Genomic DNA, 13,569 nt, shown 5'->3' on the forward strand with positions numbered 1-13,569 from the left:
CTATATGTATAAACGTATTTACAGCTAGTATAAAAAAAGGATGACACAATGTCATCCTTTTCTACTTATTATTCACATAACCTTTTCATATTACAATATTTTTTGTAAAAATTGTTGCGCACGTTCACTTTTCGGCGCTGCAAAAAATTCTTCTGGCGCACTATCTTCTACAAGCTTTCCTCCGTCCAAGAAAAGAACACGATCTGCCACTTCTTTTGCAAAGCCCATTTCATGTGTAACAATGGCCATCGTCATTCCTGTCGTAACTAACGATTTCATAACTTCTAACACTTCTTTCACCATCTCTGGATCTAGCGCCGATGTCGGTTCATCAAATAACATAACTTCCGGTTCCATCGCTAACGCTCTTGCAATTGCTACACGTTGCTTTTGTCCTCCCGACAAACGATTCGGATACGTATTTTTTTTATCTACTAATCCAACCTTTTCTAAAAGTTTCTCAGCTTTCTTTTCAGCTTCTTGCTTCGTTACCCCTTTTACATTGATAGGAGCATACGTAATATTTTCTAATACAGTCATATGAGGAAATAAGTGAAAATGCTGAAATACCATACCGACATTTTCACGAACATGCATAACATTCGTTTTCGGATTCGTTACTTCTTCCGTTCCAATCCAAATGTGACCATCCGTTGGTGCTTCTAACATATTCATACAACGTAAAAATGTTGATTTTCCTGATCCAGAAGGTCCTATAATTGCAACTACTTCCCCTTTTTCAATCGTTGTTGTAATTCCTTTTAATACTTCGTTTTTACCAAATGATTTATGAAGGTTTTCAATTTTAATCACTTTTCTTCATTCTCCCTTCAATTGCCTTCCCGACTAATGTAAGAATAATGACTAACATATAATAAATCAGTCCAACAAAAAGTAATGGTTCAAGATATTTAAATGTCTCACCGCCTACAATGTAAGCACGACGCATTAAATCAGTCGCGCCTATTACTGTTACTACAGCTGATTCTTTCGTAAGTGTCGCAAATTCGTTCACAAGCGCTGGTAATATATTTTTTAATGCTTGAGGGAAAATAATATTTCTCATCATTTTTCCGTATGGTATCCCTAAAGCCATTGCTGCTTCTGTTTGTCCTTTATCAACTGCTTGAATACCAGCACGAATTACTTCTGACATGTATGCACCTGAATTCAAGCTAAATGCAAGTACAGCTGCTAAGAATGCTGGTATTTCATAACCAATTATTTGCGGGACACCGAAATAAATAATCATTAATTGCAATACAAGTGGTGTACCACGAAAAATTGATGTATAAAAATCTGCTGCTATATTTAACGCTCGTATTCTAGCAATTTTACAAAGTGCTAATAACGTTCCTAAAATAAATCCTGCTAAAGCTGATACTGCTACAATTTTCAAAGTAACTTCTAAACCTTTTAGTATATATGGTATCGAAGGCGTAATCGCCGAAAAATCTAAGTTCATTCTTTTCATTCCCCTCACAGAAAAGTGAAAGGCAGCTTATTTTCCGCTGCCAAACCATTTCTTCACTAATTTATCCATTTCTCCATTTTCTTGCATTTTTTTAATTACTTTATTAAATTCAGCTGTTTTATCACTGTTTTTCGGAAGGGCAATTGCTGCTCCAACTTCTTCTGGCGCTTCTTTAATTTCAATTCCTTGTAAATCTTTCATTTTCTCTAAATAATTTTTAGCAACTGTGTCTTCTATAATTGCAGCGTCAAAACGACCAGCTTTAATTTCTTGTACGATTTCTGGTATACGGTCACGTCCCTCAACTTGGAAATCTACTTGTTTTTTAAATTCTGCCGCTTTCTCTTCTTGAATAGATCCTGTTTGTACCCCTACTTTTTTCCCTTTTAAATCCTCTACAGATTTAATGTTAGAATCCTTTTTAGAAACGACCATATTTTTCGCAACAAAATAAATATCTGTAAAATCAACATTATTTTTACGCTCTGCAGTTGGCGTCATGCCTGCCATTACGAAATCAACTTTTCCTGAACTAAGAGATGCTAATAAACCACCAAAATCCATATCTTTCACTTTCACTTCATACCCAAGTTCTTTTCCGATATATTTAGCAACATCAACATCAAAACCAATAATTTCATCACTTTTTGAAGCTTCCACGTATTCATATGGTTTATAATCTGCTGAAGTCCCCATTACGAGTACTTTCTTATTTCCTTTTGTTTCTTTCGATTCCCCATTACTACAAGCGCTGAATATACTTACAATTAAAATAAGTGCAAACGATATTGATACTAACTTCTTCATCTTTCTTCCCCCTAATAATGTATATTTAAAAGTTTAATAGAATATTTATTCGATGCTTGTATTGTATCAGCACTTTTATTTTTATGCAATATATAAAATAAAAATAAATAACAAAACAATATAAACGCTATTTGTTATGTATAAAATAATGCATAAAATAACATAACTATGCATATCTCTGAAATTTTAATAATAAATAAAAAAGGCGGCACATCCACTTGATTGTGGACGTGCCGCCTTTTCTCTTATTTTTTATAGTTCTTCACAATTCTCTTCAAAATATGATTGTAGTTTCGCAATAACTTGCATCGGTTCATGACCTTCAATTTCATGACGCTCTACCATCGTTACAATTTTTCCATCTTTTAATAAAGCAAATGATGGAGAAGAAGGTGGGTACCCTTCGAAATATTCACGCGCTCTTGCTGTCGCTTCTTTATCTTGACCTGCAAACACCGTTACAAGGTGGTTAGGACGTTTATCATAATGTACGGAATGCGCAGCAGCAGGACGAGCAATACCACCTGCACAACCACATACAGAGTTTACCATTACAAGTGTTGTTCCATTTCTTTTAAACGCTTCTTCTACCGCTTCTGGCGTCGTCAATTCTGTATATCCAGCAGAGACAATCTCTTCACGCGCTTGGCGGACAACATCATTCATAAAAAAGTTAAAATTAATCACTCTTTTCCCTCCTCTAAAACTACCTATTTGTATCTTACCAGTTAATGTTTATGAAATACAAGTAAGTTTACTTGTATTTAAGTATAGAAAAGGTGTTAGAGCACTTGCTCTAACACCTTTTCTTTAATGACCACGATGTTTTTGCTTTGCTTTTTGTACTTTAATTAAACGTCTTCTTTCTTTTTCAGCTTCTCGCTTCTCCTTAGACTGCACTTTCTTTTCTTGTTTATGCAATTCATAAGATAAACTAATCGCCTCTTGCGCCTTAGTAAAACGTTTAACATTTGTTTCTTTTGCTGCTTGTCGTATGATACGCTTTATGTTTTTAGGACGCTGTTTTTCTTTAACTTCTACACCACATTTTGCAAAATGCTGAAAATGCTCTAAAAGTGAACTATTCACAAACATAAGCACTTCTTCATCTGACGGTTCCGCTCCAAAAATATACCTCGCTCCATACAATTTCCCTTGTTCTTTACATGTAATGATTCCAACAAAAAATTGGCCATCGTGATATACTGTCAACTCCATTGACAGCCCCTCCTTTAAAAAATTAGAAATACGGGACATCCCGGAGGGGAAGGTTACTGACATGAAATCATGCGTCTGGACTACCAACCAGAGCTGTGTTTTTGTATTTCTTTCACTTTTATTATATCTTTTTTTCCATAATCTTCATATATTCAACAATCATTTTTTTATGCGATCCTACAATATAGTCAGGTAGTTCTGTTACTGAAAAGAATTTAAGCTGAACTGCTTCTTCTTTATTCATAACAAAATCCCCTTCGTATTCATCCGTATAATAGGCGGTTGTTACAGATTGAAATTCATCACCGTTTGCTAATTTTGTAAAGTAGTTCGCTCCAGAAAATACATTGATTAGTCGCAAGTTCTTCACTTTTATTCCTGTCTCTTCATATACTTCACGATAAGCTGTTTCTTCTGGTGATTCACTAAGCTCCATTAGCCCGCCAGGTAGCCCCCATTTTCCGTACGGCTCTGTCCGCTGCTGCAATAAAACATAACCATTTTCATTTATAACGAGTACAACAGCACCAACTAAAATTAAAGGGCGATGACCAACTATTTTTCGTAATTCTTCTACATATCCCACCGTATCGCCTCCTTTTTCGTTGTCCACACTATTGTATCATATGTACGAAACGACAAAATGCGTATATTTTTCATTTTTTTAACAAAATATTTATTTTATGTGATTCATCTACTGTAGCTAACATAATGGATTCGACTTCTGTACTCTCCTCTAGAAATTCTCTCGCCCACGCTTCTGTTTTTCCTAATAATGCAAGAGCATCTTTCTGAATCCTCCCATCCTTTACTAATACAAAAGAAACTGGAGATTTTCTTCCCGCCACTTTAAGATCAAGCCGCGAAACTGCTTCATATTCTGGATACCGAAATATAGAAACGACACCGTTCGCTTCCCATAATGCTAATTTAATCGTTTGAATATCGCTCACATTTCGCATACGAAGTTCCGAAAACAAATATTCCACGGTAATTCTCGCCTTTTTCAAATTGCTAAAATCAATGGAACCATTATGTATAAGAATGATAGGTGCTGGCTCTAAAAAGCGTCTCCATTTATCCCATTTCAGCATTAAAACTGAGCTTATAATATGAAGTACAACGAGTATGAACGTTGTAATCATCGAGCCCAGTAACCCTACTTTTTCATCAGACAATGCGTTAGAAACATTCCCACCAAGCAATAACACTAATACAACATCTAAAAAACGAAGTTGTGCGATAGACCTTTGCCCCATTGCTTTCGCAACTAATATTAAAAATATGTATGCTATAATAGCCCGAATAACCCATTCACTATTAGAAAGATGCCGTGCTCCTTCAAAAATATGCATATGCATCACTTTGCACTCCTTACCCGTCTCAAACTGCTATCCTGTTTTAGTTTGCAACGTTTATGAGCATATATGTAAAAAAAGCTGGTTCGTTTAAAAACGAACCAGCTTTTTTTACTTAACGGAAAACATATATTTTTTATAAGTTTTCCGTACCGATAGTATGAGCCCCATCATAATCATATTCGAGAATAAGGAACTTCCCCCATACGATAAGAAAGGTAATGCAATACCTTTTACAGGCATTAATCCAACGATCATACCGATGTTTTGGAATATTTGAACTGTTAATATACCGATCGATCCAGCGCATAATAATGTACCAAATAAATTATCAGCGGAATAACCAATAATAATTGTTCGATATAGTAGTAATAGGAACAAGAAAACAACTAAGGCTGCTACGATAAATCCACCTTCTTCGGCAATTGTAGCGAAAATAAAGTCAGTATGCTTCTCTGGGATATAGACGCTTCCTCCCCCAAACCCTTTACCTTCCATTCCTCCACTACCTACAGCTAAAATCGATTGTTGCGTTTGATAACCTTGATCTGCATTTTCAAATGGATTTAACCAACCTACAATACGCGACTGTTGGTGAGGTTTTAGTAAAGTAACTAAATTATTATAGAAAAAATCTTGATACTTAAAGAAAATAAATATTAAAGCAGATAATATGGTCAACGGAATAACTGTACATAATGCTATCAATTTCTTTTGAATACCTGACATAAATAAAATACATGCAATAGCAGCAGCATATAAGAACACCATACCTGTATCAGGTTGACTATATACAACCGCCATAGGTGGAAGTGACACTAGCATAATTTTACCTACTAGCTTTAAATCTGTTTGGAATGTCCTTGCCATATACTGTGCATTATGTTTTACTGCTATACTCGCTACTACGAGTAGCAATGCAATTTTGAAAAACTCAGACGGCTGAATTTGTCCAAATACTGGGAAAACAAACCATCTTTTTGCACCTAATTTTTCAGGTGTAAAACCTGATGGTGGTAATACTTTCAAAAGAATAAGTGAAGCAAACCCAGCAATATAAAGCGGCCAAGATAATTTTTGTAACTGATCTAAATCAATGCTTGCAACAAGAAGTAACAATACAACCCCAATTATGTAGTTAACACCTTGTTTCATAGCAAAGTTTGCAGCTCCATACTGTCCCGTTTGCTGACTGCTATATATAGCAGCTATACTCGTCACACATAGTGCACACAAAATTAAAATTAATTTTACATCTAAACTTTTTAGAAACTCGGTACTTCTTTTCATGACATCCTCCTGAAACATTGTTACGGCAAAAATAAAAAACCAGGAGTCAACATTCTTCATGTTTTGACGACTGATTACACATTATCTATAAAACACTTATATAGAATAACTCTCTTTTTCATACAATACAATATATTATACTACAGTTTCATCAGTAAGATTTGCCAAAAAAATTATTCTTTTCTTATTTTATATCCATATACCATATATCAGCAATGTATTTTCGTAAATTCCTAATACATAATCGTTTATTGTAAGATTACTGGGAAAGGTATTTATACATATAGTAGGATGTAGATGAAGAAATAAGATGATAAAAAGCTCGCATAAGCGAGCTTTTTATTAATATACAGATGTATTATTTTCTGACATGTTTTCTAAAATTTCTTTAACACGCCCTAAGAACTTACCACAAATTAAACCATCAAGTACGCGGTGATCAAGTGATAAACATAAGTTAACCATGTCACGAGCACCGAACATACCGTTATCCATAATTACTGGGCGTTTTACAATTGATTCAACTTGTAAAATAGCCGCTTGTGGGTAATTAATAATACCCATAGATTGAACAGAACCGAATGATCCTGTGTTATTAATTGTAAATGTTCCACCTTGCATTTCGTCTGCTTTTAACGATTTCGTGCGTACTTTTCCTGCAAGTTCTGTAATTTCACGAGCGATACCTTTAATTGTTTTCTCGTCCGCTTGCTTAATTACTGGTACAAATAGTTCTTCCTCTGTTGCAACAGCGATAGAAAGGTTAATATCTTTCTTCTGAACAATTTTATCGCCAGCCCACATTGAATTGATTTGAGGATACTCTTTTAACGCTTGTGCTACTGCTTTTACGAAGAAAGCAAAGAACGTTAAGTTAAAGCCTTCACGCTTCTTAAAGTCACCTTTGATTGAGTTACGGTATGACACAAGGTTTGTCACATCTACTTCAATCATCATCCAAGCATGTGGTGCTTCGTGTTTACTACGTAACATGTTTGCTGCGATTGCTTTACGCACACCTGTTACTGGAATTTCGATATCTCCAGGCATTGTAGGTACAGAAACTGGTTTCGCAGCTTCTACTTTTTGCGCTACTGGTGCTGCTTTTGGTGCTTCTGGGCGAGCTTCTACTACTGCCGCTACAGCTTCCTCTTTCTTCGCCGCACCTGCTTGCGGAATATTTCCAGATTCCACTAGCTTTAAAATATCTTTACGAGTGATACGGCCGTTTGCTCCCGTACCTTCTACTAGATCTAAATCAACGTTATGCTCACCCGCAAGTTTTAACACAGCTGGTGAAAAACGTGGTTTTCCATCAGTTGGTTGTTTTACTTTCGGTGCTTTTTCAGACGTAGCTACTTCCACCTTTGGTTCTTCTTTCGTTTTTTCCTCAACAGCTGTTGCTGCTACTTCATCTGCGCCTTCTACTTGAATCACACAAACTACTTCACCTACAGCTAACGTATCACCTTCACCAGCGATTAACTCTTTTACAATCCCCGTGAAAGAAGATGGTACTTCAGCATTTACTTTATCAGTCATTACTTCTGCAAGCGGATCATACTTGTTTACGTGATCGCCAACATTAACGAGCCATTTACTAATTGTGCCCTCTGTAACGCTCTCCCCGAGCTGAGGCATTGTAATATTTTCTACAGCCATGTATAGTCCCCCCGATTAAAATTCCGCAAGTTCACGCATTGCTTTTTCAACTTTATCTGGATTTACCATAAAGAATTTTTCCATTGTTGGTGCATATGGCATTGCTGGAACGTCTGGACCTGCAAGACGTGCGATTGGCGCATCTAAATCAAATAGACAGTTTTCAGCAATAATTGCTGCCACTTCACTCATAATGCTTCCTTCTTTATTGTCTTCTGTTACAAGAAGAACTTTACCTGTTTTAGAAGCTGCTTCAATGATTGCTTCTTTATCTAATGGATATACAGTACGTAAATCAAGAATGTGTGCAGAGATGCCATCTTGTGCTAACTTTTCAGCCGCTTGAAGAGCAAAATGAACACATAATCCGTACGTGATAACTGTAATATCATCACCTTCACGTTTTACATCTGCTTTTCCGATTGGTAATACGTAGTCATCCTCCGGCACTTCACCTTTAATTAAACGATATGCACGTTTATGTTCGAAGAATAATACTGGATCTTCATCACGAATGGCTGCTTTTAATAAGCCTTTTGCATCATATGGTGTAGAAGGGATAACGATTTTTAAACCTGGTTGGTTTGCAAACATCGCTTCTACAGATTGTGAATGATACAATGCACCGTGAACCCCCCCGCCAAATGGTGCACGGATTGTAACTGGACAAGTCCAATCATTATTAGAACGATAACGAATTTTTGCTGCCTCAGAAACAATTTGGTTTACTGCTGGCATGATGAAATCAGCAAACTGCATTTCAGCGATTGGACGCATACCATACATTGCCGCACCAATTGCTACCCCAGCAATTGCAGATTCTGCAAGCGGTGCATCAAGCGCACGATCTTCACCAAATTGATCATACAAACCGTGTGTCGCTTTAAACACGCCACCTTTTTTACCAACATCTTCTCCTAAAACGAATACTTTCTCATCGCGTTCCATTTCTTCGCGCATTGCTAATGTAATAGCATCAATATAAGACATTACAGCCATGAAACGTTCCCCCCTATTCTGCGTATACGTGCTTCAATGCATCTTCAGGTGCTGCATACGGAGCATTTTCTGCATATTCTGTTGCTTCATTTACGATATGCATAATTTCGTCTAACATTTGTTTTTCCGATTCCTCAGTTAACACACCAGCGTCTTTTAAATAAGCCGCGAATGTTATAATTGAATCTTTTTTCTTTGCTTCTTCTACTTCTTCTTTATCACGATAAACACGATCATCATCGTCACTAGAATGTGCTGTTAAACGATATGATACTGTTTCAATTAAAGTTGGGCCTTCACCACGACGACCGCGATCTGCTGCTTCTTTTACAGCTTTATATACTGCAAGCGGATCGTTTCCGTCTATTGTATATCCAGGCATACCGTAACCAATCGCACGATCTGATACGTTTTTACATGCTAATTGTTTTTCAACTGGAATAGAGATTGCATATTTGTTATTTTCACACATAAAAATAACAGGTAGTTTGTGTACACCAGCAAAGTTTGCCCCTTCATGGAAGTCACCTTGGTTTGAAGAACCCTCTCCAAATGTAACGAACGTTACTAAATCTTTCTTCTCCATTTTTCCAGCTAGTGCAATACCAACTGCATGTGGTACTTGCGTTGTTACTGGAGATGAACCTGTAACGATACGATTTTTCTTTTGACCGAAGTGACCAGGCATTTGACGACCACCAGAGTTTGGATCTCCAGCTTTCGCGAAAGCAGACAACATAAGCTCTTTAGCTGTCATACCAAATGCTAGTACAACACCCATATCACGATAGTATGGTAATGCATAATCTTTCTCTCTATCAAGAGCGAACGCCGCTCCAACTTGTGCAGCCTCTTGTCCTTGACAAGAAATTACGAATGGAATTTTACCAGCGCGGTTTAATAACCACATACGTTCGTCGATTTTACGTGCAAGTAACATCGTACGGAACATTTCTAATACTTGCTCATCACTTAAGCCAAGCTCTTCATGGCGCTTTTCTTTTACTTCTGCCATTTTTCATAACCTCCTAAATCCACATTTTTATGCGTGTAACGCTCTTCCATCTACAGCAAGTGCTGCTTCACCAATCGCCTCAGATAATGATGGATGCGGATGAATTGTATGTGCTACTTCCCAAGGTGTTGCATCAAGTACTCTTGCAAGACCAGCTTCAGAAATCATATCTGTTACATGCGGTCCAATCATATGAACACCAAGAATGTCATTTGTCTCTTCATCAACTACAAGTTTTACGAAACCATCTGATTCTCCGTATACAAGTGCTTTTCCGATTGCGCGGAATGAGAACTTACCTACTTTTAACTTATAGCCTTTTTCTTTCGCTTCTTGTTCTGTTAAACCGACAGAAGCAACTTCTGGACTGCTATATACGCATTTTGATACCATAGAGTAATCAATTGGTGTAACTTCTTTCCCTGCAATATGTTCTACTGCAGCAATTCCTTCATGAGAAGCAACGTGAGCAAGTTGCAGGCCACCGATTACATCTCCAATTGCGTAAATATGCGATTCTTTCGTTTGATAAAACTCATTTGTTTGAATGTATCCTTTTTCCACAACGATATCTGTGTTCTCTAAGCCAATATTTTGCGTATTCGCTTGTCTTCCTACAGATACAAGCATTTTTTCTGCTTTAAATTCTTTATTTTCACCGTTGTGTTCAGCTTGGATTGTTACTCCATTATCTTTTACCAATGTTTCTGGTAATACTTTTGCACCAGTTACCACTTTAATACCTTTTTTCTTGAATAGACGTTGCATTTCTTTTGAAACGTCTTGATCTTCTAGTGGTAATATCGTTTTTGCATACTCTAATACTGTAACTTCTACACCGAAGTCAGCAAGCATAGATGCCCACTCAATACCGATTACACCGCCACCAACGATAATAATCGAACTAGGAAGCGTTTCCATTTTTAGGGCATGATCCGAAGACATTACGTATTCTCCATCTAATTCTAAACCTGGTAATGAATTTGGACGAGAACCTGTTGCAACAAGTACATTTTTTGGAATTAACATTTCATTCTCTTCTCCACTTGCAAGTTCAACTGAAATTGTCCCTGGCATAGGAGAGAAAATAGACGGGCCAAGAATACGACCAATACCTTCAAACACATCAATTTTACCTTGTTTCATTAAATGTTGAACGCCTTTATGAAGCTGCGTTACAATCTTCTCTTTACGCTCTTGTACTTTCGCAAAGTTTAGTTCTACATTGCTTGCAATAACTCCGAACTCTTCGCTTTTTTTAGCAGTTGCATATACTTCCGCACTACGTAAAAGAGCCTTACTAGGAATACATCCTTTGTGTAAACAAGTACCACCAAGATTTTCTTTTTCGACTAGTGCTGTTTTTAACCCTAATTGTGATGCACGAATTGCAGCAACATATCCACCAGTACCGCCGCCAACGATGACTAAATCATATTCTTTTGCCATTATCTCAACCCCTAGCTACCGTTTCTTTTTCACGTACAACGTATTCTTTTGGAGCTTCTTCTTCACGTAATACACGAAGTGCTCCTTCTGCTAACGCTTCTAACTCATCTTCGCCTGGATGTACGATAACATCTGCAATCCAGTCCACTCGCTCTTTTATTTCATCGACAAGAATTTTACTGTATGCCAGTCCACCAGTTAATACGATTGCATCGATTTTCCCGTGAAGTACAGCGCTAGCTCCGCCAATCTCTTTTGCAACTTGATATGCCATTGCTTTATAAATAAGAGTTGCTTCAGGATCACCTTTTTCAACCATTTGCTCTACTTTAATCGCATCATTTGTACCGATTAAACTTACAAGTCCACCTTGTCCGACAAGTTTTTTAATCATTTCATCACGGTAATACTCACCAGAGAAACACATTTCTACTAGTTGCCCTACTGGTACTGTACCAGCGCGCTCTGGACTAAATGGTCCTTCTCCGTTTAAACCGTTATTCACATCGATTACTCTTCCTTTTTTATGAGCACCAACTGTAATACCGCCACCCATATGTGTAACTAATAAATTTAAATCCTCGTATTTGTGATTTAACTGTTCAGCTACTTTACGAGCAACTGCTTTTTGATTTAATGCATGGAAGATACTTTTGCGTTCCATACCAGCAATGCCACTTATACGAGCAACCGGCTCCATCTCATCTACAACGACAGGATCTACAATGAATGCAGGAATGTTTAATCCAGAAGCAATTTCATATGCTAAAATGCCTCCAAGGTTTGAAGCGTGATGACCGCTAAAGCCATTTTTCAAATCTTCTAACATCGCATCGTTTACTGTATACGTACCGCCTTCGATTGGACGAAGTAATCCACCACGCCCACAAACAGCATTTAATTTTGAAATGTTAATACCATGAGAATGTAGAACTTCTAAAATCGTTTCTTTTCGAAACTCATATTGGTCGATAATTCTCTTATATTTTCCAATCTGTTCTACGTCATGACGAATCGTTTCTTCTAGAACGGGTCTTTCATTATCAAAAACACCAATTTTTGTGGATGTACTACCTGGGTTAATAACAAGAATTCGATTTACAGACAATGTTGCTACCTCCACTAATAAATTCAAAAGGAAGTGGAAACCTCATAAGAGGTAACCACACCTTTTGTAAAAGTTATATATGAATGATTAGCGACGGCTAATAATATCGTGACCGTTGCGTAAGTAAGTGCTACGAGAATTTTTCAAGCTTGCAATGCGCTCTTCAGCTAGACGGTCTGCCGCTACATAAGTTGCTATGCCATCGCGTTTTGAAATTTCGATTACTTTTGCAATCGTGTCATAAATAGACTCAACACGTTTTAGTGCACGTTCTCTATTGTATCCATATAATTCGTCTGCTACGTTAATTACGCCACCTGCATTAATTACATAATCTGGGGCGTATACAATACCCATTTCATGAATGATGTCACCGTGACGATCTTCTTTTAATTGGTTATTTGCAGAACCTGCGATTACTTTTGCTTTAAGTTGTGGAATAGTTTCATCATTAACTGTTGCGCCTAATGCACATGGTGCGTAAATATCGCATTCAACACCGTAAATTTCATTTGGTTCAACTGCTGATGCACCGAATTCTTCTACAGCACGTTGTACAGCTTCTTTATTAATATCTGTAACGATTAATTTTGCTCCTTCAGCGTGTAAATGTTTGCATAGGTGATATGCTACGTTACCAACGCCTTGAACAGCAATTACTTTTCCTTCTAAATTGTCAGTACCGAAAGCTTCTTTTGCAGCTGCTTTCATACCACGGTAAACACCGTATGCAGTTACTGGAGATGGGTTACCAGAAGAACCGAATGATGGTGAGATACCTGTTACAAAGTCAGTTTCTTCGTGGATAATATCCATATCATCTACTGTTGTACCAACATCTTCAGCTGTAATGTATCGTCCGTTTAGTCCTTGGATATAACGTCCTAGTGCTCGGAACATTGCTTCGCTCTTATCTTTACGAGGATCACCGATAATTACTGTTTTCGCACCACCTAAGTTTAAACCAGCTGCTGCGTTTTTGTATGTCATCCCTTTTGCAAGACGCAATGCATCTTCAATCGCCGCTTCTTCAGAATCATATGTCCACATTCTTGTTCCACCAAGAGCCGGTCCAAGTGTTGTATCATGAATTGCAATAATTGCTTTTAAACCAGATTCTTTATCTTGACAAAATACTACTTGCTCATAATCATATTTTTCTAAGTATTCGAAGATTTCTAATGTCATT

General features: G+C 37.2%; 14 protein-coding genes. All 14 read right to left on the reverse strand.

Annotated features, from left to right (window positions below; translation table 11 throughout):
* Positions 1–90: 90 nt before the first annotated feature.
* Positions 91–813, reverse strand: coding sequence for an amino acid ABC transporter ATP-binding protein (locus ACW0JX_RS20200; RefSeq protein WP_000590203.1), 723 nt, complete (start codon positions 811–813; stop codon positions 91–93).
* Complete coding sequence (locus ACW0JX_RS20205; protein WP_001046915.1) at positions 806–1,465, reverse strand: amino acid ABC transporter permease; 660 nt, start codon at positions 1,463–1,465, stop codon at positions 806–808. The genes ACW0JX_RS20200 and ACW0JX_RS20205 overlap by 8 nt, the downstream gene beginning before the upstream one ends.
* A gap of 36 nt (positions 1,466–1,501) precedes the next feature.
* Positions 1,502–2,281 (reverse strand): transporter substrate-binding domain-containing protein, encoded by a 780-nt coding sequence (locus ACW0JX_RS20210; protein WP_000737678.1) that lies wholly within the window; start codon positions 2,279–2,281, stop codon positions 1,502–1,504.
* A 252-nt stretch (positions 2,282–2,533) separates the two neighbouring features.
* Positions 2,534–2,947: a BrxA/BrxB family bacilliredoxin gene (locus ACW0JX_RS20215; protein WP_001979317.1), complete on the reverse strand. Its 414-nt coding sequence runs from the start codon at positions 2,945–2,947 to the stop codon at positions 2,534–2,536.
* Positions 2,948–3,091: 144 nt separating this feature from the next.
* Positions 3,092–3,499 carry a YjdF family protein gene (locus ACW0JX_RS20220; protein WP_000424203.1) on the reverse strand — a complete coding sequence of 136 codons (408 nt, stop codon included), beginning with the start codon at positions 3,497–3,499 and terminating at the stop codon, positions 3,092–3,094.
* A gap of 121 nt (positions 3,500–3,620) precedes the next feature.
* Positions 3,621–4,085: an NUDIX hydrolase gene (locus ACW0JX_RS20225; protein ID WP_053563679.1), complete on the reverse strand. Its 465-nt coding sequence runs from the start codon at positions 4,083–4,085 to the stop codon at positions 3,621–3,623.
* A 70-nt stretch (positions 4,086–4,155) separates the two neighbouring features.
* Positions 4,156–4,860 carry a DUF421 domain-containing protein gene (locus ACW0JX_RS20230; RefSeq protein WP_089171743.1) on the reverse strand — a complete coding sequence of 235 codons (705 nt, stop codon included), beginning with the start codon at positions 4,858–4,860 and terminating at the stop codon, positions 4,156–4,158.
* A gap of 108 nt (positions 4,861–4,968) precedes the next feature.
* Entirely contained in the window at positions 4,969–6,147 is a 1,179-nt protein-coding gene (locus ACW0JX_RS20235; RefSeq protein WP_000831181.1) for an FtsW/RodA/SpoVE family cell cycle protein, read from the reverse strand.
* Between the two features lie 342 nt (positions 6,148–6,489).
* Positions 6,490–7,809 (reverse strand): dihydrolipoamide acetyltransferase family protein, encoded by a 1,320-nt coding sequence (locus tag ACW0JX_RS20240; protein ID WP_048655603.1) that lies wholly within the window; start codon positions 7,807–7,809, stop codon positions 6,490–6,492.
* A gap of 15 nt (positions 7,810–7,824) precedes the next feature.
* Positions 7,825–8,808 (reverse strand): 3-methyl-2-oxobutanoate dehydrogenase subunit beta, encoded by a 984-nt coding sequence (bfmBAB, locus tag ACW0JX_RS20245; protein WP_000290071.1) that lies wholly within the window; start codon positions 8,806–8,808, stop codon positions 7,825–7,827.
* 13 nt (positions 8,809–8,821) lie between these two features.
* Positions 8,822–9,823, reverse strand: coding sequence for a 3-methyl-2-oxobutanoate dehydrogenase subunit alpha (gene bfmBAA / locus ACW0JX_RS20250; RefSeq protein ID WP_048655604.1), 1,002 nt, complete (start codon positions 9,821–9,823; stop codon positions 8,822–8,824).
* Positions 9,824–9,850: 27 nt separating this feature from the next.
* Positions 9,851–11,272: a dihydrolipoyl dehydrogenase gene (gene lpdA / locus ACW0JX_RS20255; protein ID WP_001051295.1), complete on the reverse strand. Its 1,422-nt coding sequence runs from the start codon at positions 11,270–11,272 to the stop codon at positions 9,851–9,853.
* 4 nt (positions 11,273–11,276) lie between these two features.
* The gene (buk, locus tag ACW0JX_RS20260) at positions 11,277–12,380 is read right to left on the reverse strand and encodes a butyrate kinase (RefSeq protein WP_000115781.1); all 1,104 of its coding nucleotides are present in this window, start codon (positions 12,378–12,380) and stop codon (positions 11,277–11,279) included.
* Positions 12,381–12,467: 87 nt separating this feature from the next.
* Positions 12,468–13,568 (reverse strand): leucine dehydrogenase, encoded by a 1,101-nt coding sequence (locus tag ACW0JX_RS20265; protein ID WP_000171355.1) that lies wholly within the window; start codon positions 13,566–13,568, stop codon positions 12,468–12,470.
* Position 13,569 lies beyond the last annotated feature (1 nt).

The sequence above is a fragment of the Bacillus sp. C-3-6 genome (genome assembly GCF_054509685.1).